The 20,378-nt window shown below is 52.4% G+C and carries 14 protein-coding genes; 10 read left to right on the forward strand and 4 right to left on the reverse strand.

What is annotated here, in order from left to right:
* Positions 1 to 213 precede the first annotated feature (213 nt).
* The 3 genes from cysS to rarD all read left to right on the forward strand — a co-directional run bounded on the left by cysS (position 214) and on the right by rarD (position 4,548).
* Positions 214 to 1,665: a cysteine--tRNA ligase gene (gene cysS / locus PsAD13_RS13695; RefSeq protein WP_063318497.1), complete on the forward strand. Its 1,452-nt coding sequence runs from the start codon at positions 214 to 216 to the stop codon at positions 1,663 to 1,665.
* A 213-nt stretch (positions 1,666 to 1,878) separates the two neighbouring features.
* Positions 1,879 to 3,483: a citramalate synthase gene (gene cimA / locus PsAD13_RS13700; protein WP_063303786.1), complete on the forward strand. Its 1,605-nt coding sequence runs from the start codon at positions 1,879 to 1,881 to the stop codon at positions 3,481 to 3,483.
* Positions 3,484 to 3,606: 123 nt separating this feature from the next.
* Positions 3,607 to 4,548 carry an EamA family transporter RarD gene (rarD, locus tag PsAD13_RS13705; protein WP_057466058.1) on the forward strand — a complete coding sequence of 314 codons (942 nt, stop codon included), beginning with the start codon at positions 3,607 to 3,609 and terminating at the stop codon, positions 4,546 to 4,548.
* A 53-nt stretch (positions 4,549 to 4,601) separates the two neighbouring features.
* Here the strand turns inward: rarD and PsAD13_RS13710 are convergent, their stop codons facing one another.
* Positions 4,602 to 5,192: a TIGR00730 family Rossman fold protein gene (locus tag PsAD13_RS13710; RefSeq protein ID WP_063318498.1), complete on the reverse strand. Its 591-nt coding sequence runs from the start codon at positions 5,190 to 5,192 to the stop codon at positions 4,602 to 4,604.
* Positions 5,193 to 5,458: 266 nt separating this feature from the next.
* On the opposite strand from PsAD13_RS13710, the gene PsAD13_RS13715 reads away from it, so the two are divergent.
* The 4 genes from PsAD13_RS13715 to pssA all read left to right on the forward strand — a co-directional run bounded on the left by PsAD13_RS13715 (position 5,459) and on the right by pssA (position 10,958).
* A complete protein-coding gene (locus PsAD13_RS13715; protein ID WP_208986625.1) occupies positions 5,459 to 6,907 on the forward strand; it encodes an Ig-like domain-containing protein in 1,449 nt (482 codons plus the stop codon).
* Positions 6,908 to 7,200: 293 nt separating this feature from the next.
* Positions 7,201 to 9,141: an ABC transporter ATP-binding protein/permease gene (locus PsAD13_RS13720; RefSeq protein ID WP_057466188.1), complete on the forward strand. Its 1,941-nt coding sequence runs from the start codon at positions 7,201 to 7,203 to the stop codon at positions 9,139 to 9,141.
* A gap of 156 nt (positions 9,142 to 9,297) precedes the next feature.
* Positions 9,298 to 9,999, forward strand: coding sequence for a phosphatidylserine decarboxylase (locus PsAD13_RS13725; RefSeq protein WP_057466061.1), 702 nt, complete (start codon positions 9,298 to 9,300; stop codon positions 9,997 to 9,999).
* An 11-nt stretch (positions 10,000 to 10,010) separates the two neighbouring features.
* Positions 10,011 to 10,958, forward strand: a complete 948-nt coding sequence (pssA, locus tag PsAD13_RS13730; protein WP_063318500.1) for a CDP-diacylglycerol--serine O-phosphatidyltransferase — start codon at positions 10,011 to 10,013, stop codon at positions 10,956 to 10,958.
* A gap of 205 nt (positions 10,959 to 11,163) precedes the next feature.
* Here pssA and PsAD13_RS13735 read toward each other — a convergent pair whose 3' ends face one another.
* From PsAD13_RS13735 to PsAD13_RS13745, 3 genes are read right to left on the reverse strand one after another with little or no spacing between them, the layout of a single operon-like run.
* Complete coding sequence (locus PsAD13_RS13735) at positions 11,164 to 14,643, reverse strand: efflux RND transporter permease subunit (protein ID WP_063318501.1); 3,480 nt, start codon at positions 14,641 to 14,643, stop codon at positions 11,164 to 11,166.
* A complete protein-coding gene (locus PsAD13_RS13740; protein ID WP_063307213.1) occupies positions 14,640 to 15,743 on the reverse strand; it encodes an efflux RND transporter periplasmic adaptor subunit in 1,104 nt (367 codons plus the stop codon). The genes PsAD13_RS13735 and PsAD13_RS13740 overlap by 4 nt, the downstream gene beginning before the upstream one ends.
* A 25-nt stretch (positions 15,744 to 15,768) precedes the next feature.
* Entirely contained in the window at positions 15,769 to 16,317 is a 549-nt protein-coding gene (locus PsAD13_RS13745) for a PadR family transcriptional regulator (RefSeq protein WP_063318502.1), read from the reverse strand.
* A 418-nt stretch (positions 16,318 to 16,735) separates the two neighbouring features.
* On the opposite strand from PsAD13_RS13745, the gene puuE reads away from it, so the two are divergent.
* From puuE to PsAD13_RS13760, 3 genes are all read left to right on the forward strand, one after another.
* Positions 16,736 to 17,641 carry an allantoinase PuuE gene (gene puuE / locus PsAD13_RS13750; protein WP_063318503.1) on the forward strand — a complete coding sequence of 302 codons (906 nt, stop codon included), beginning with the start codon at positions 16,736 to 16,738 and terminating at the stop codon, positions 17,639 to 17,641.
* A 314-nt stretch (positions 17,642 to 17,955) separates the two neighbouring features.
* The gene (locus PsAD13_RS13755) at positions 17,956 to 18,690 is read left to right on the forward strand and encodes a L,D-transpeptidase (RefSeq protein WP_208986626.1); all 735 of its coding nucleotides are present in this window, start codon (positions 17,956 to 17,958) and stop codon (positions 18,688 to 18,690) included.
* A gap of 306 nt (positions 18,691 to 18,996) precedes the next feature.
* Positions 18,997 to 20,373 (forward strand): efflux RND transporter periplasmic adaptor subunit, encoded by a 1,377-nt coding sequence (locus PsAD13_RS13760; RefSeq protein WP_063318505.1) that lies wholly within the window; start codon positions 18,997 to 18,999, stop codon positions 20,371 to 20,373.
* The last annotated feature ends 5 nt before the right edge of the window (positions 20,374 to 20,378 follow it).

The following is a 20,378-nucleotide window of genomic DNA, read 5'->3' on the forward strand; positions in this document are numbered from 1 at the left end:
TTAACTTAGTTAGAAATGTGGGTGATCTGGTGAGACTAAGACTTGACCTGTAAGCAACAATCAGCGAAAAGCAACATATGAAAACGGCGATGCACACTTCTTCTTGCACCATCATTATTTGCAGCTAGCGACAACGCTGGCTGTGGCCGTTCTATCCTGCCTTGATTCTGCGTGAGATGAACGCCCGGCCAGCTGGCCAGGAGACGAACCATTATGAGCGCAGACACAGCCCAGGGCGGCAAGGGACTTCTGCTCACCAATACTTTGACACGCACAAAAGAAACTTTTGTGCCAATGGATGCGTCCAACGTGCGCATGTATGTGTGTGGTCCCACCGTTTATGACTACGCCCATATTGGTAATGCGCGCCCAGTCGTAGTTTTTGACGTTTTGGCCAGATTGCTGCGTCAACTCTATGGCAAAGAGCATGTCACATATGTGCGAAACATCACAGACGTGGACGACAAAATCAACGAGCGCGCAGCAAACGAAGGTATTTCCATTCGTGAGCTGACCGAAAAAACCGCTGGCCAGTACCATGAGGACATGGCTGCGCTGGGGGCACAAGCGCCGGATATTGAGCCGCGGGCAACCGACCACATCGAAGAGATGAAAACGATGATCGAGACACTCGTCGACAAAGGCCATGCCTATGTCGCGGACGAGCATGTCCTCTTCAATGTGCCAAGCATGCCCGAGTACGGCAAACTCTCCAACCGCACACTGGACGAGATGATCGCCGGTGCGCGTGTTGAAGTAGCTTCCTATAAAAAAGACCCGACCGACTTCGTGCTTTGGAAGCCATCCAAAGCGGATGAACCGGGTTGGGAAAGCCCATGTGGCATCAAAACACCAGGCCGTCCGGGCTGGCACATCGAATGTTCCGCAATGTCTGAAAAGCACCTGGGCAAGACCTTTGATATCCATGGCGGCGGTGTCGATCTGACGTTCCCGCATCATGAGAACGAGATTGCACAATCCAGATGTGCTCACGGCACGCATGCCATGGCAAATGTTTGGATGCACAACGGCTTCCTGCAGGTGGAAGGCGAGAAGATGTCCAAATCTCTGGGCAACTTCTTCACCGTTCACCAGCTGCTGGACACGGAAGAGGGGGATGGACGTAAATGGTCTGGTCAGGCCATCCGCTATGCTCTGCTTCAAACCCAGTACCGCCAGCCAATCGACTTTACATTCAAAAGTCTGGCAGAAGGTGAAAAGCAGCTCACCCGCTGGATTGAGCTGATGAAGAAGCACGGTGTTACAGCACAGGAAAATGGCGCACTGGATGAAGGTGTTCTGGAAGGCCTGAAAGACGACCTGAACACACCACGTGCCTTTGCCGCTCTTCATAAACTGGCCCGCGATGCACGCGGGGGAGATGCCGACGCTGCACAAAAATTAGCTAATTCTATCAAGTTCTTGGGCTTTGATCTTGAATCATTTTCCAAAGCACAGGAAGAAGAAAAAGCTGAAGCAGATGCCTCTCCGGAGCTGAAGGCCAAAGTGGAAGAGCTGATTGCAAAACGTCTGGATGCCCGCAAGGCAAAAGACTTTGCTGAAAGCGACCGCATCCGCGATGAGCTGGCAGCCGACGGCATTGTGCTCAAAGACATGAAAAACAAGGAAACAGGTGAAATCGAGACCACCTGGTCCTGCGCTTAACGAGGTTTCAGAGCCATGGACTACGCAGATACCACAAGGAAACTTGAAGTCTGCTCCATGGTTCTGTCCGGGATAACCCGTTAGGCTTGCTAAGTTTTCTCAAGGCGCCCGCAATACGTGCCTTGAGAAATCCTACGGAGACAATAGGGAAACCTCCGTCACATGAGGGGAGCCTGAGGGTGAACTCAGGACAATAAGCAGGGTAGGCATACTATGACGAAAGAGCGTCTGTATCTTTTCGACACGACATTGCGCGATGGGGCTCAGACCTCCGGCATTGATTTCTCCGTGGACGAAAAAATTGCCATTACCGACTTATTGGAGAGACTGGGCGTCGACTATATTGAAGGCGGCTACCCGGGCGCAAACCCAACAGATACACAGTTCTTCTCCGAAAAAAGAACAAAGAAAGCGACCTTCACCGCCTTTGGCATGACCAAACGCGCTGGGCGCTCTGTCAGCAATGACCCCGGTGTTCAAATGGTCCTCCAGTCGGCAGCAGACGCCACATGCTATGTGGCAAAAAGCTGGGACTACCACGTTGATGTTGCGCTGAAGTGCACCAACGAGGAAAATCTGGAAAGCATCGCAGACACCGTCAAAGCCTCCGTCGAGGCGGGCAAAGAAGCCATGATCGACTGTGAGCACTTCTTTGATGGCTACAAGGCAAACCCGGACTACGCTCTGGCCTGCGCACAAACCGCTTTTGAAGCTGGTGCGCGCTGGGTGGTTTTATGCGATACTAACGGCGGCACGCTTCCACACGAAGTCACACAGATCGTCAATGCAGTGATGCAAGTGGTGCCGGGCAGCAACCTGGGCATCCACGCTCATGATGACACCGGCCATGCGGTCGCAAATACGCTGGCGGCTGTTGTTGCTGGCGTCCGTCAGATGCAGGGCACGCTCAACGGCATCGGCGAGCGTTGCGGCAACGCCAATATGATCACCCTGATCCCAAACATGCTGCTGAAAAAGCCGTATCGTGATCTGGTCGAACTTGGCATTGTTGTTGACGACCTGACAGAATTAACCGCAATATCAAGGAGTTTTGACGAGATCTTGAATCGATCTTCCAACGTCCACGCTCCTTATGTCGGCGCTAACGCCTTCGCCACCAAAGCAGGCATTCATGCCTCTGCCATCCTCAAGAATCCGGATACTTACGAGCACATCCCACCAGAAATGGTCGGCAACCAACGCCGTGTGCTTGTCTCCGATCAGGCTGGAAAGTCCAACCTGCTTAATGAACTGAAACGCCTTGGCGTTGAAGCTGACAAAGCCGATCCGCGCCTTGATCGTCTGCTGGCAGAGGTGAAAGAACTGGAAGCGCAGGGCTTTGCCTATGAAGCCGCAGATGCCTCCTTCGAGCTGCTTGCCCGCCGACGCCTGCATTCCGTGCCGGATTACTTCGATGTCCTGTCCTTCCGCACCGGTGTCGAGCGCCGCTACAACGCACTGGGTGAGCGTGTCACGGTCTCCGAAGCGGTTGTGAAAGTGGAAGTGGACGGTGAGACGTTCATGTCGGTGGCTGAAGGGAATGGCCCGGTCAACGCACTCGATCTCTCGCTGCGCAAAGACCTCGGCAAATACCAAAGCCTGATAGCTGACCTTGAACTGATAGATTATAAAGTGCGAATATTGAACGGTGGCACCAGCGCGATCACGCGTGTTCTCATAGAAAGCCAGAACAAGAAAACCGGCAAGCGCTGGTTCACAGTCGGCGTCTCTGAAAACATCGTAGATGCATCCTTCCAGGCCCTGGTCGATTCCGTTCGTTATTGCATTTTCAAAGCGAATGAGCTGGAAACAGCCTGATAAGGGCTGCCAAAGGCTCTTGAGCACGAAACGATTTGTGGTCGCGGATGCGCGGCCACGCCTTCCTTTTTTAACTGGCGTCAGGATCTCTGGCGCCTGTTTACGTTGTAATATGAGGGTTGAATGAGCCAGTCAGCGTCCGCTGCTGATCCGCTAAGCACGCCAGAAGCGTTCAAGGCTGGACTGATCGCAGCAGTATCTGCTTATCTCATGTGGGGCTTCGCTCCCATGTACTATAAGCTCACAGCAGACATGCCGGCGATCATCGTGATCTGCTATCGCGTGATTGGCTCCGTGCTGTTTCTTGGCGCCTTTCTGGTCATGAGCAAACTGCGCAAGGAGATCCTAGCGATCTTCTGCGACTTCTCGCGTCTGCGCTACCTTCTGGTGTCGGCCTCCGTCATCAGTATCAACTGGACCATCTTTATCTGGTCGGTGGAAACGGGCAGGGTGCTGGATGCCAGCCTCGGCTACTTCATCAACCCGCTCGTCAGCGTGGGCTTGGGAGTTGTGCTGTTGTCCGAACGTCTGTCCAAAGCACAGCTCGCAGCTCTGGCGATCACCATCTTTGCCGTGCTCTACAAAACCTTTGAGGTGGGTGAACTGCCGTGGGTGTCTGTTGTACTGGCCCTCAGCTTTGCGCTCTACGGCTATGTGCGCAAGCAAGCCCCTGTAAGCGCCGTTGCTGGCCAGTTGGTGGAAGTCCTGCTCGTCCTACCATTTGCACTTGTCGGCATCTGGTACTTCGCGCAGGCTGGCACCGGTGGCATCTATCCGGCAATTCCGGTGGAACACCCATGGTTCTTGTCTCTGCTGCTGTTCACAGGCGTGATCACAGCAGTCCCATTGGTGGTCTTCGCCTTTTCAGCGCGCCGCTTGCCGATGATCTATATTGGCTTCTTGCAATACATCGCGCCATCCATCCACTTCCTCAGCGCCATTTGGCTGTTTGGCGAAGAGCTGTCGATTGAGGGCTTGTTTGCGTTTGGAATGATCTGGTTCTCACTCGTCATCTTCTCGGTCGACGGTGTGATGGCAAGGCGCCGCGTTGCGAAGCTGGCGTAACAATGAATTGGACTACAATTAAAAAGGCCGCTGAATACTCAGCGGCCTTTTTGTTACATATCCTTCAAATCAGGATGTTCAACTTTGCAGCCCTCAATGGCCTTGCAAAGGATATGGACGCTTTGAGCAACATCCTCGGTGATCTCGTATGTGATGTCGCTGTCCGGGCGAATAAAGCCAAGACTACGCATGTGGTCGAGCAATTCCACCAAAGGCGTCCAGAACTGGTCAAGGTTGAGAAGCAGCATGGGCTTGTCATGGCGGCCAAGCTGAGCCCAGGTCAGCATCTCCACAAGTTCCTCAAGAGTGCCGATCCCGCCGGGCAGTGCGATAAACGCATCAGCTTTTTCAAACATGGTGCGTTTGCGCTCATGCATGTCCTGAGTAACGATCAGCTCATGAGCGTCTTCCAGCATCACCTCTCGTTCCATCAGGAACTTGGGAATGACACCGGTGACTTCTCCGCCATTTTCAAGAACAGTTTTCGCAACAGCTCCCATAAGTCCAATGGATCCGCCACCATAAACGAGTCGAATCCCTTCACGGGCTAATAATTCACCAAGCTGAATCGCCGCTTTTTCAAACAGCGGCTGACTTCCAGCATTGGAGCCGCAATATACGCAGATGCTTTTCAAGGTTTTCATAGGTATTCTGTCGCATTAGGCTAGGGGGAACGTCAAGCAAGGCTCGTAAAATGAGGTTAACTTCACCATATGCGCAACTTGCCTGACATGGTGCACCTTGCCCCTCGGGTTAAACATGTATAACAAACACGATTAAAGTCTGTCCTTTTTGCCTAAAGCTAAGGAAAAGAGACAGCCGGATAAACTGATATCCGGACAATCTGATATAATGTCAAAGCATGCCATGTCGAGTGAACTATGGTCTGCTTGAGGAGCAATTGAGAACCATGTCGAAATCGGGGATGAACTGGTTGCTGACAGTTGCTGTGGCTGTTGCTGCAGGCGCAATCGGTGCGGGGGCGTACTACCTGAGCAAGGAAGATACTTCGGTTGTTGCAGAAGCTGAAAAGGCTGTTGCAAAGCTGGAGGCTGCTGCAAATGGCAAAGTACAGCTCAACTCGTCGGGCACTCAGACGGACAAGGCAGAAGCTGGCAAAGCCCCTGAAGTGACCACTCAGCTGGATACCGCCGCTGTTACCACCGACAATGTTCCAAGTTTTGATGTGATGCGCGTTGAGCCGTCAGGCGATGCCGTTGTCGCTGGCCGTGCTGAAGCTGGTTCCATTGTTGCACTCATCTCCAACGGGGATGTGGTCGGCAAAGGCATTGCGAACAACAGCGGTGAATTTGCAATTGTTCTGGAAAGACCGCTGAAGCCGGGCGACCACGATGTCAGCCTTGAAGCGACCAATCAGGAAACTCAGGAAAAGAGCGGCTCGCAGCAACACATCGCAGTGTCTGTGCCTGAAGACGAAAGCGGTGAGGTTCTGGTTGTTCTGAATGAACCAGACGCACCATCGAAAATTCTCCAGCTGCCAGAAACACCTGTGACTGCAGTGCTCGTTGCAACAGCGAATGCAGATTCACCTGATACGACTGCTCCTGCTGACGTTGCAGCTGCACAGACCCCTGGCGCAAAGGAAAAAGCACCAGCTCCGGTTAATGTAGCGGCTGAAACACCAGCACAAGCATCTGCAAATACTGAAGTTGCCGTCACTGAGACGCCTGCTCCTGTAAATACAACATCTGCACCAGCTCTAGAAGCAGTCACACAGACCGCTGACGCACCTGTTGAAGTCGCAGCGCAAACTCCGGCGCCTGTTGAGACATCTGCAGCACCGGTTGTAGCCGCAACTGAAGAGCCGCAGCTGACTGTCAAAGCCGTTGAAACTGAGAAGGGCAAGGTCTTCGTTGCTGGCGAAAGTGAGCCAGGCGCGCAAGTTCGTGTTTATGTGGGCGAAGAGTTTGTTGGCGAAGCGCAAGCAGGCACCGAGGGTCGCTGGCTCGTAGAAGCTGAAAAAACAATCCCTGCTGGCAATGTGGAAGTCAGAGCTGACAAAGTCGAAAACACCAACGGTAAAGTGGAAGCCCGCGCACAGGTTGTCTTCACCAAAGGTGAGAATGACGTTGCCATGATCCCGGTTCGCCTTGTTGCGGAAGGGTCTGGTTCAAAAGGAGCCTCTGCAACCGTTGGTATTGGCGAGTTGCCGAACGTTATCATCCGCCGCGGCGATAACCTTTGGACCATTTCCCGTCGTCTCTATGGCAAGGGCACACGCTACACAACCATCTATCAGGCCAACAGCCAGCAGATCCAAAATCCGGATATGATCTTCCCAGGACAGGTGTTCATGTTGCCTGTGGCTGACCTGAATTGGAAAACAATTAATAACTGATCTGGATTCTTCTCTTCGAACGTCCTATTTAAGAAGAGAAAGCTTTCCAGATTGATCTTTAGGAAAGCGCTGGATGAGCAATCCAGCGCTTTCTCTGGTTTGCGATCCTACTGCGTGCTCCCGAAAAGTGGTTCCGGTTTTCGGATAAGGGTGCGCTCCAAAAGAGGGCGAAAGACTCTCTCCAATCTGATGGCAATGAACGCGTTCTGGATCATTGCTCTTCTGATATGACATTCCAAATTCGCCAACCGCTTCTGCGTTTTAAGAAGCGCGCCGGGCAACAAGGCACTAGCATGACTGCAACAAGCAAAAAACAGCAGGCAAAATCCGCCCCTGCTTTGGATGCAGACGATAAAGGCTTGCTTCGTTCACTGAAAACTCTTTGGGTTTACATGTGGCCAGATGCAAGGCCGGAGCTTAAAAAGCGTGTCGTTCTGGCCCTCGCGGCGTTGATTGTCGCAAAAATTATTACCGTTTTCGCACCCTATCTTTATGCATGGGCAACCGATGCCCTGACTGACGCCAGCGTTTTGCCAAAATGGTTGCCGCCAATTCTTGTCGCGCCAATCATGTTGGTCCTGGCCTACAATGTCGCCAGAACAATGGCTGTCGGGTTTAACCAGATCCGTGACGCGATCTTTTCAAGCGTTGGCCTCCACGCCGTTCGCGAACTCGCCAATCTAACCTTCCAGCACCTTCACGCGCTGTCTCTGCGCTACCACCTGTCACGCCGCACTGGTGGCCTGACCCGTGTGATCGACCGCGGAGTGAAGGGGATCGAAGGCATCGTTCGTTTCACGATCCTGAGCGGCATTCCCACTGTCGTCGAATTTGCGATGATGGCCGTTGTAATCTGGTTCCAGTTTGGCCTCTGGTATGTTCTGGTCGTTGGCGCAACGGTCTTTGCCTACGTCTACTACACAGTCGTCGCCTCTGATAAACGTATTCAGATCCGCCGTGACATGAACAACGCGGACAATGATGCAAACAGCAAGTCTGTTGACAGCCTGCTGAACTTTGAAACCGTCAAATATTTCGGTAACGAAGAAATGGAACGTGGCCGTTTTGATAAGGCAATGCGCGGGTATGAGCGCGCTGCAATCAAAACATGGACCTCGCTCTCCTGGCTCAACTTCGGGCAGGCGCTGATCCTCGGTGCAGGTATGACCACATGTATGGTTATGTCCGCCATGGCAATTCAGCGCGGTGAGCAGACGATCGGTGATTTCGTCATGATCAACGCGCTGCTCATGCAGCTGTCGGTTCCGCTCAACTTCATTGGCTTCATCTATCGCGAAATCCGTCAGGGCATTGCTGATCTGGAAGCCATGTTCTCCGTACTGGCCGTAGAACCTGAAATTCAGGATGAGCCGCTTGCAGAGAACCTGAAGGTCAAAGAAGCCACCATCAAGTTCGAGGACGTGCATTTCCACTACGACGAAGAGCGCCCGATCCTGAAAGGCGTGAACTTCGAAGTGCCTGCAGGCAGCACCATCGCGATTGTTGGTCCATCTGGTGCGGGCAAGTCCACGATTTCCCGTCTGCTGTTCCGTTTCTATGATGTCACCTCGGGCCGCATCACCATTGATGGCAAGGATGTCCGCGAAGTGACGCAGAAATCCCTGCGCGATCACATTGGCATGGTTCCTCAGGATACGGTTCTGTTCAACGACAACATCGCCTACAACATCGGCTATGGCCGCGTAGGGGCATCAGAGGAAGAAGTGAAAGAGGCAGCTCGGCTGGCTCAGATCGATCACTTCATCGAAGCTCTGCCACATGGCTATGAAAGTGAAGTGGGCGAACGTGGCCTGAAGCTCTCAGGCGGTGAAAAGCAGCGCGTCGCGATTGCAAGGACCATCCTGAAAAGCCCGCCGATCCTCATTCTTGATGAAGCAACCTCGGCTTTGGACACGCACACAGAGCAGGAAATTCAGTCGGCTCTGGATATTGTCTCCAAAGACCGGACCACGCTTGTCATCGCCCACCGTCTCTCCACAGTGGTGAACGCAGATCAGATCCTCGTTCTGAAAGCAGGCGAAGCGGTTGAGCAGGGGACGCATGCTGAACTGATGGCAAATGACGGCCTCTACGCTTCCATGTGGAGCCGCCAGCGTGAAGTCAGTGAAGCGGAAGCGCGCCTTGCACAGATGCGCGAAGATGATCAGGGCTTCATTTCCAGGGGCAAAAGTGCCGAGGAAAGCCTAATTGAGGGCATAACTGATAAGAAATAGTGGGTTCAAGTGATTGCTCCGCGCGCAATCAGGGGAATCTCTGTTTAAATAAGCTAGAGTTGCTTGCACAGATCTCTCTGAGTTGCTCTATGAGCAGAAACTTAACGTCTGAGGGGTTCAATAGCTGAACCCCTCACTCTAGCAAAGGTGGTAAAGATGTCTTTGGCGGACAGCATTTCCAAGACACTGGTTCCTATTCATAAAGAAGGCTACCCGTTTATCGCCATTGCAGCTGTCCTGACCATCATTTTGGGATGGTTCTGGTCACCCCTTTTCTGGATCGGCCTTTTCCTGACTGGATGGGTCTGTTACTTCTTCCGCGATCCGCCGCGCGTCACTCCCGTTAAAGACGGCCTGATTGTTTCCCCCGCAGACGGAACTGTGTGCCTGATGGGGTCCGTTATCCCGCCACGGGAGCTGGATCTGGGCGATCAGCCGATGATGCGTGTGTGCATCTTCATGAACGTCTTTAACTGTCACGTAAACCGTGCGCCAATGGCAGGCCGCATCACGCGCGTGGCTTACAAGGCCGGAAAGTTCCTGAATGCGGAACTGGACAAGGCAAGTGAGCACAATGAGCGCAATGGCCTGATCATTGAAAACGACAATGCCCGCATCGGCGTTGTGCAAATCGCTGGCCTCGTAGCACGCCGTATTGTGTGCTTCGTAAAAGAAGGCGAAAACATTTCTGCAGGCGATCGCTTCGGTCTGATCCGCTTTGGATCCCGTCTTGATGTTTACCTGCCTCAGGGGACAAAGCCACAAGTTGCCCTTGGCCAGACCATGATTGCTGGTGAGAGTATTCTGGCAAATCTGAAAGATGAAGAAGCAGGCGACATCGTTGCCCGCGTTTCTTAAGGTAGTATAGCGTGTCAAATCCATTTCCTCCCTATGAACCGGGAGGTCAAACCACCAATGCGAAAGGATCCACGCGCAAGCGTATTCCGCTTCGTATTGTTTTACCAAACGTCGTCACCTTGCTGGCGCTATGTTCCGGCCTGACAGCCATTCGCATGGCCATGGAAGACAGGTGGGATATGGCGATTGCAGCCATCTTCCTCGCCGCCATTCTGGATGCTTTGGACGGACGTGTCGCGCGCATGCTCAAAGGGTCCACCAAGTTTGGTGCTGAGCTGGATTCGCTCGCCGACTTCGTGAACTTTGGTGTTGCCCCAGGGATTATCCTTTACGCATGGATGCTGGAAGACGCCAGCTCCCTCGGATGGATCGCCTCTCTGCTGTTCTCCATCTGCATGGCATTGCGACTGGCGCGGTTTAACGTGGCGCTGGACGATCCGAATAAACCAAAGTGGGCCAACAAGTTCTTTACTGGTGTTCCTGCTCCTGCAGGCGCGCTGACAGTTCTGCTGCCGATCTATCTGGAACGTTTGGGTGTGCCGCATTGGAACGAGCTGGCTCTGCCGGTTGCGCTCTACACCATGTTCGTCGGCCTCCTGATGGTCAGTCAGTTGCCAACGTTTTCCGGCAAACAGATCGGCACCCACATTCGCCGCGAATGGGTTTTACCGCTGTTTGTTGTCGCTGTCGGTATCATTGCACTTGGTGCAAGCTATCCGTTCGAGTGCCTGACCGTGATCAGCTCCGGCTATCTCATCTCCATCCCATTCGCATGGCGCTCCTATAAGATCCACTGTGTGAACGGCAAGGGCAGTCACGCCGATTGTGATGTGGTGACCACCGAGATCGAAGAGGAAAGTGTTTCTGAAGACAAGACGTCTTTGAAAGTCAGCCTCGAAGACATTGCGAAAGCTGGCGTCCTTGATCCCAAGCAGGACAAGGAAAAAAGTAGCGAGTAGCTGTGCTCTGCTATCTGATTTTAAAAGGCCGCGGATTATTCCGCGGCCTTTTTTGTGAGCTCTGCGAGTGGGGAAGAGGAAGCTGACTTAGGCGCGAAGAACGCGAAGACTGGACTGAGGGACACAAGCGCATTGTTCGCTCTTATAGCAGGCATTAAAAAAGGCTGCCGAAGCAGCCTCTTTCGCGTTTGTTATAGTGAAAGCCTCACTCAGCGGCTTCAGGAACCCGCTTGACCTCTTCAGAAGCCTCATCACCAAAGGTTGGCTCTCTCGGATCCTGATTGCCATTTGCAAGCGCATACTGATCTGCAGACATCTGGCCTTTACGTCTGTTTGCAACCCGCCCATAACCATTCGCAAGATGCATAGGCATCACCAGAGCAATCGGGATCACAACCAGCGTCAACATGGTTGAGAACGCCAGGCCGGAGATCACCGCGGTTGAGAGCTGCACCCACCAACTTGCAGTGACGCTGCCAAAGGTCGTGACCTGATTGGCAAAGTCAAAGCTGATCTGCGTTGCCATTGGAATGAGCCCTGCAATCGTGGTGATGGTGGTCAGCATCACCGGACGGACACGCTGAGCACTGGTGCGCAGGGCTGCATCTACCGGGCTCTGCCCATCTTCACGGAAGCGATTGTAGGTATCAATAAGCACGATCGCGTTGTTCACCACGATACCTGCCAGCGCCACAATACCCGTACCGGTCATGATGATTGAGAACTTCTGCCCCGTCACCAACATACCAAGCAGCACACCAAACACACTCATCACTACAGTCGAGAGCGTCAGGAAGCTCTGGTAGAAGCTGTTGTACTGGGTCAGCAGAATGATGAACATCAGGAACAGCGCACCAATCATTGCCTTCATCAGGAAGGCCTGAGACTTGGCTTGCTCTTCATTCGCCCCGCGGAACTTGATGAACACACCATCCGGCCATTGCTGAGCATCGATCCATTCCTGAATCTCTGCCTCTTTCTCAGTCACGAGGAAGCGGTCTTTATCAACGCCAGCTTTAACGTCCAGAGAGAACATGCCATTGCGGCGTGTAATGCTGGAAACCTTCTGCTTCGGTGTCCGCTCCACAAAGTTGGAGAGGGGAATCTGACCCAGCTGAGTACGAAGACGCAGCTCATCAAACTTGTCCAAAGTCCGCTCGTTCTGAGGAAGACGCACACGAATGTCCACTTCATCCTCTGAGTCAGACGGGCGATAGTCACCAATCAGAACACCGTTGGTTACAAGCTGAACCATAGCGCCCACAGCTGCAATATCAGCCTTATAACGAGCCGCTTTTTCGCGATTGATGGTCAGTTCCCAGTCAATGCCCGGTAGTGGACGGCTGTCTTCCTGATCACGCAAACCATCAACAGTGTCGATGTGATTGCGAACGCGGTCTGCGGCTGCAACAGCTGCTTCATAGTTGTTTGAGTTGATCTGCAACTGGATGTCTTTACCAGTTGGAGGACCGCCCTCAACCTGCCGGGACTCAACCTTGATACCCGGAAGCAGAGATGTTTTCTCACGAACGCTGTTAAAGATTTCCTTTGCCGACGGACGGCAGCAGAAGTCAGCAAACTCAATGTCGATAGAGCCAATCAGATCCGCAGGAGCGTTGTTGCCACCGCCACCACGCACACCAACAGGGAAGGCGCGGGTCACGACATTTTCAATGCCCGGCTCAGCCAGAATGATGCTGTCAACGTCCCGAACCAGTTCAAGGGCCTCAAGAGCGGACATGTTACCGCGAGCGGTCACATAGAACTTACCCTGCTCAGGCTCTTCATCCACGAAGAACTCTGTGCCGGCATTGTTGCTCATAAAGGTCATAAAGATGCTGCCACAAAGAACCAGCATAGCGACGATCGCCAGCATGCCGGCCCACCACTTGCGAACCAGAAACTCCAGAACGGCAATATAGGCACGCGTAATACCGCGCAGCTTTGATGTGTCAAACGGACCATGTCCGGAGAACACTTTTGCTGCTGCCAACTCTTCCGTTTTACGGCGCTCAGCACGCGCACGAGAATAGTTGAGGATTGGTTTGAACATCTTCATCAACGGCAAATAAGCCATGATGACGATAGCGGCCCCAAGCAGTTTTGATGCAGGACCAAGGACCGCAACGATTGGTGTCAGGCTGGAGACGACGGCAGCCAGCCCTACAGCAACGATAAGAGCCAGAAGATGCTCGCCATACTTGCTCATAAACGCAAAGACAGCGGCCAAAATACCACCTGTCACGGGCAGGAACACCATGGCCGTCAGCAAAGAGCCGGACAGAACGATGATCACCATGATTGGCAAGTAGCTCATAAACTCGCCTGGTACGCCCGGCCACAGCAACATTGGCAAGAAAGCCGCCAGCGTTGTTGCCGTGGAAGAGACGATCGGCCAGAACATCAGCTTGGCAGCACGGATGTAAGCATCCCGTGGAGGCATACCTTCAGCTGCCTTACGGTCTGCGTACTCCACCATCACAATCGCGCCGTCAACCAGCATACCAACAGTCAGCACCAGGCCGAACATCACCATGGTGTTCACGGTCATACCGATGGTCGTGAGTGTCAGGAAGCCCAACATGAAGCTTGTTGGAATAGCCAAGCCAACCAAGATGGCAGACCGCAAACCAAGAGCAGCAATAACAACAACCATCACGAGGAAAATTGCTGTCATGATGGAAGATTCAAGAGAGTTTAGGGTCTGAAAAATGTTGTCTGATACATCGAGCATATAGCTCACAGATACTGTACTTGGCAGCTCTGCAGTAACGTCTTCAACAACAGTGCGAACAGCAGCATTGTTCTCGATAATGTTCTCGCCAATGCGTTTGATCACATCCAGAGAAACAGCAGGCTGACCATTCACAAGTGTAAAGGTGCTTGGGTCTTTGAAGGTACGTTTGATCATAGCGATATCGCCAAGTGTCACGACACCTTCACCAGCTTGTTTCACCGGCAAGGAATACACATCATCCGCATCAAGGATCAGACCCGGCACTTTGATGTTGAAGCGGCCAGCACCTCCATCAATAAAGCCTGCAGCAATCAGCTGGTTGTTCAGCCGAAGTGCATTGATTAGCTCGCTCTGGCTGATGGAGTAGCTTTCCATCTTAAGCGTATCAATGATCACTTCCAGCAACTCATCACGCTGGCCAGTCAGCTCAACCTCTTTCACCGACGCAATGGACTCGATCTCGTCTTTTAAACGGTCTGCAAGACGGTAAAGCGTGCGGGCAGGAACATCACCGGAAAGGGCGATGGTCATGGTTGGCTGAAGAGCCATATTGTGGGTGCTGACAGTCGGTTCTTTGGCGTCCTCAGGGATCTTGGTCTTCGCCGTGTCAACCTTTTCACGAACGTCCGTCAGCGCTTTGTCTTTGTCGACATTAATGTCGAACTCCAACAAAATGCCCACATGCCCTTCGGCGGCGATCGTTGTGATCTCCTTCAAACCTTCAAGACCGCGCAGTTCAGTCTCCATCGGTTGACCGATCAGGCGGGTTCCGTCTTCTGGAGAAATACCGGACTGGCTGACAGAAACATAAAAGAAAGGAACGTCAATATCAGGCGCAGCTTCTTTGGGAATCGCGATGTAGGACATAATGCCTGCGATCACCATGAAGAGCATCATCACAAAAACTGTTTTAGGGCGTTGGAGCACCCCTTCCAGCATGGATATCATTGTGAAACCTCCGCGGTTTCAAAAACGGGATGAACAACGCGGCCTTCTTTAACGAAGTCCTGACCAACAGTAATAACGGTCACTTTTTCTGGCAGGCCCTTGAGCCAGACGCCCTTTGTGTCTCCGCCGATCATTTCAACAGGATAGAAAATGACCTTGTTGTCTGCACCAACGCCGCGCAGGCCAATATCCCCATTGTCAGCAAGGGTCAAAATGCCCGGTGATACAAAGTGTGCTTTCTCATTGGCAAGTTGCAGCTGGGTGCTGGTCGTAACGCCGTCCTTCAAATCAAAATCAGAGTTCGGCAGTTCAACTTCCACGTGGAAAGTACGTGTGTCCGGATTGGCGGAGCTCGCAATGTGGCTCACTTTGCCTTCAACGGTTTGACCGGTCACCAGATTTACAACAGCTGTCTGGCCAATCTTTACAGCCTGAATGTTGGATTCTGAAACAGCGCCGATTGCAAGCATTGGGTCCGGTGCCATAATTGTCGCGCAAACTTTGCCAACAGCCAGCATCGCGCCCACTTCTGTCAGTGGTGTCTCGATGATTCCATCAATAGGGGCGCGGATTGCAGTACGTTCCAGCTCAAGTTCAGCTTCCTGCAACTGGGCTTTGGCCGCGTCGCTTGTCGCTTTAAGTGCGATCACACGGTTCGCAGCAGAAAAGCCTCTGTTGTTGAGCTTGCTGGCAGCTTCAAAATCAATATTGGCCTGAGCCAGCGCTGCATTGGCTTGAAGAACGCGTGCTTCACGTGCGCCGCGATCAAGAGAACAGAGCAAATCACCTTTACGAACGAACATGCCTTCCGTTGCTGGGCGTGTACGCACCACGCCAGCTGTCTCCGAATGCACTTCAACACGCGTATCAGCCTGCGTCCGTCCGCGCATTTCCAAAAATGGAGTTCGTACAGTCGCTTCAAGGGTCTGCACTTTTACGGCAAAGGGAACAGAGCCGAGAGCTTTCACTCTTTCTGCTGGTGGTGGAGTCGAACCTTCGCCCGTCCCCTGACCCATAACCACGGTTGTGCCGGTCGCCATCCAGATACCGATTCCGGCTGTAAGCCCCAAAGCCAGAACATGTGAAAATCGAATTGCCATTTTTCTCTCCGCCGGTTCTAGGCGATTATTCAGCTGCTTGAGCGTGGGAGACACGCTCGCTGGCGATACGCTCAAGCTTGCTTCGGTTCATTTTCATGTAATTAAGGGAAGCACTCAGTGTGGTAATGCCGTATTCCAGTGTCCACGCGCTTGCCGGATCCTCACAAATCTCAAGTTCGTGGGCCATGCCCCCGATTTTGAGCTCCAGATGCTCAATGCGACGGTCAATCTCCTTGGAAATAAACTCGCCACCAACCCAGCGGCTATAAAGTGCAAGCAGAAGAAACGGGGATCTGAACAAATCTTCGACAGGGGTCTCAGACAGCTCTTGTACAAAAGCGTCACGACCTGCCTGTGTAATAGAATAGATTTTCCGAGAAGGTTTGCCTGGTGAAATTTCTTCGCGCCACGTCACAAGACCGTCCTGTTCCATCTTGGCAAGCGACGGATAAATTGACCCGTAACTGGCTTCAATGAAATGACTGAAATGCCCTTCTTGCGCAGTCTTGCGAATTTCATATCCAGTAGCATCCCCGCTGGATAATATGGCAAGACAAAATTTACGTGTGCTCATTCCCCACCACATCGCACTGAGTGTTAAAAGAGACCTCATATAGGTGTGAGGTCGAATAACTTACTGAACTTAAAAGACTTAAAATCGATTAGAGCTAAAGTCTGGTCACGTTCGATATATATCGACTAGATATATGTGAAACTTTTTACTGAAAGCTTTAATCACTGTCAAATGTAGAAATGTAACAGGATGTCCCGGTCGCGCTACATAGGGTTCAGATTGTTCTCGTGCTCAAAATTTCAATGGTTACCCTTCAAATTTAATAAGATTTCTACAAAAGAATGTGTCCGCCATCACAAGTTGAGCCATTTTTTGTGAGTTCAGGAGGAGTTGTGCATTGGAATTCTGCACAAACCTACTTGTCTTGTCTTGCTGTTTTGAGGTGAAGTGTTTCCAACAAACTTCAAAAAGGTATTTCATGATGGATTATGCACGCGACATGATTGGGTATGGCCGGAACACGCCGAACCCTAACTGGCCAGGCAATGCGAAAATCGCGGTTCAGTTTGTCATCAATTACGAAGAAGGCGGCGAGAACAACATCCTTCATGGAGATGCTGGGTCTGAAGCTTTCCTTTCTGAGATTGTTGGCGCCCAAACCTGGCTTAACCAACGACACATGAATATGGAGTCAATGTATGAGTACGGCTCGCGTGCTGGCTTCTGGCGTCTGTGGCGTTTGTTCCGCAAACATGGACATCCGGTGACTTGTTATGGCGTTGCCACGGCACTGGAGCGAAATCCTGAAGTGGTTGAGGCCATGAAAGAGGCTAACTGGGAAATTGCATCTCACGGCCTCAAGTGGATCGAGTACAAAGATTTCTCTGCCGATGAAGAGCGCTGGCACCTCCAGCAGGCGATCAAGAGTCATATAGAGACGACTGGAGAGCGTCCTTACGGGTGGTACACAGGCAGAAGCTCCGTAAACACTCTGCCATTGGTAATGGAAGAAGGTGGCTTCCTTTACAGCTCAGACAGCTATGCAGACGACCTGCCTTATTGGGTTGAAGGTCCAAACGGCCCGCACTTGATCATCCCTTACACGCTGGATGCCAATGATATGCGGTTTGCAACACCGCAGGGCTTTAACAGCGGTGACCAATTCTTTACCTACCTGAAAGATAGCTTCGACACGCTTTACGCGGAAGGGGAAGACGGAGCGGCCAAAATGATGTCCATCGGCTTGCACTGCCGCCTTGCCGGACGCCCTGGCAGAACAGCAGCTCTTGCCCGTTTCTTGGATTATATCTCCCAAAAGCAGGATGTCTGGGTGCCGCGCCGGATCGATATTGCCCGCCATTGGCATGAACACCACAAGCCCTAACCGTTTCAAAAACTGAAGCCTTTGCCTCTCTTGCCTCAGGTGAGGGAGGTTTCTTCAACATCTGTAGAAAAGCCATCTTGTTCTTGAACTGGCCGCAATCCAGCCATTTGCAGGCCAGACACACCCTTTAAGGCCTTGTTGGTCGCACCCTTTGAATCCACATAGTGAATTGTGCATAGGTTCAAATTGTCGTGACCATCTGTCTTCCTCAATTAGTTATTGATAGAGACAAGTTAGAAACGCAAATCGACTGTGCGATATGTTTATTGCAGCATGCTCGGCAATCTAACTTAAGGAACAATAATAGGGTGACCATGAGCTTTTTAAGTACAACTGCCGAGAAGGCGAGGCATTGTAACAAAGGTAGTTTGTCCAGACGTGGTTTTGTAATCGGAACAGCAGCCCTCGCTTTGGCAGGCTGTCAGACAACCGGTGCTCCAAAACGCAAGACTGTGGCCGACCTTCGCCAGGATCCGTACTACAAGGCTGTTTATGGCCCGATGCCGGAAGAAAAATTCCCCATCCCTGCAGTCAATCTCAGTCAGATCCCAGACGGTAAGTACCTCCGTCAGGTGGTGAACTACACCGGTCCGGAAGTCGGCGGCACACTTGTTGTCGACCCATCCAACCGCTTCCTTTATCTGGTGCGTGGTGATGGCACTGCCATGCGCTATGGTGTCGGTGTAGGTCGTGCTGGCTTTAGCTGGAACGGCGATGCTGTCATCCAGTACAAACGTCAGTGGCCAAAATGGACGCCGCCCGCAGAGATGATCGCACGTCAGCCAGAGCTTGAAGAGTTCCGCCATGGCATGGCGCCGGGTATTGAAAACCCGCTGGGTGCGCGTGCGCTTTATCTGTTCCAGAACGGCAAAGACACGTTGTACCGCCTGCACGGAACCAACGAGCACTGGTCAATCGGCAAAAACGTCTCAAGTGGCTGTATCCGCCTGCTCAATCAGGATGTGATTGACCTGTACAACCGCGTGCCAAATGGATCACGCGTTGTGGTGCGTCCGGCAAGTAACCCAGTGGAACCACTCAGCGTTTAGCTAAATGTAGCATCGCGAAAATGACTGAAAGGCCTGATATCACTGTCAGGCCTTTTGTGCATCTGCCTCTGGAAAACGCGCGGGGCAGACCAAGGAAAGTGTAACGAACTGTAGCAAAACGCCGGTTCAGACAATGTCATTACGTTTTTACAAACTTCAAAATGCACATGTCTCACAAAAGCAATGTAAAACACTCTCAACTAATGTGTTCTTTCAAGCGTGCTTGAATCGCCAAGAGGCTCCTCATTGATCCAGTGAGCCTGAATAGCCGTAAGTACTGCAAATTCTGGTAGGAGTTGGCTGTTAATGTCTCGTTCTAGACAGGCTGTAAAAGTTGGTCTGATCGCCGTCGTAGTTGGTATTGCGGGTTTATACATCGGCAAACCGGTTCTTTTCTCCAAGCCTGTCCCCTTGTTCGCTTCCGTTGGACTAACGCTTTGGCCAACTGAGACGGCTGATGTCGCCGTGAAGGGCTCCGGCAACAAACAGCAGGGCAAGCGTGGCAGCGGAAAACGTGGCGGTGGCAGTCAGGAAATTCTGGCCCGTGCTCGCAATGTGACCACAGGCGTAACGGACACGTTCGTCCGCGCAATTGGTACGGGTCGTGCAGCCAAGATGACAGACCTTTATCCGGAGAGCTCCGGACGTATTCAAGAGCTACCCTTCAAGGCAGGAACGCGAGTCTCTACAGGGGATGTGGTTTTACGTCTGGATGATGCGGAAGAGAAGCTTGCGGTCAATCGCGCCAAGCTCGCGCTGAAAGACGCCGAGGAACAGGTTGAGCGATACGAAAAACTCATGTCCTCGCAGACCATTTCAACGGTCCAGATGCAGAACGCTCTGCTGGCAACCAATCAGGCCCGGCTGGATTTGGACAAAGCCAGCATCGACCTTGATCGCAGACTGGTGAGAGCTCCGTTTGAAGGTATTCTCGGCATTATGGATGTCGAAATTGGTGACTATGTAACGCAATCCTCTCGGATCACGGGTCTGGATGACCGCTCCAGCATTTTGGTCGAATTTGTTGTACCGGAACGGTTTGCGAACAAGGTCAAACGCGGAGATACGGTGGAACTGCGCACAGAAGCCATGCCGGGGCATACGTTCAGTGGCGAGCTGACAGCTCTGGAAAACCGCGTTAATTCTGAATCCCGCACTTTGAAAGTTCAGGCAACAGTCGCAAACCCTGACGATCTCCTCCGATCTGGGATCGCATTCGATGCTCGTGTCCAGTTGGAAGGGGATGAATGGCCATCCGTCCCGTCAATCGCGCTCAAATGGGATCGGTCCGGCCCGCATGTCTGGCTTGCTGAGAATGGTGAAGCTCTGCGAGCCGACGTAACCGTCATTGAGCGCAGCGCTGATCGCGTCTTGATCGAAGGCGAGGTCGAACCGGGCGATATCGTCATCACGGAATCAGTGCGCGACTTGCGTCCGGGAACAAAAGTGACGCTTCAGGCCGAGCCGGGTTTTACGCTGACCAGCCCTGATGAGCCGGCCGCCCCACTCGTGAGTGAGACACAGGCACCCGGTGATAAAGCTGGGGTAAAGGGCAAAGGGCAGGGACGTGGGCAAGGCAAGAATAAGCCGGACACAGGTCAAACCGATAAGGGCGAACCAGTAAAAAGCTCTGGTTCCCAATCTAGAATATCGCCTGATGGCACGACGCAATCCAACTCCTGAATGAC

Source organism: Pseudovibrio sp. Ad13, assembly GCF_001623225.1.
Classification (GTDB): Bacteria; Pseudomonadota; Alphaproteobacteria; order Rhizobiales; family Stappiaceae; genus Pseudovibrio.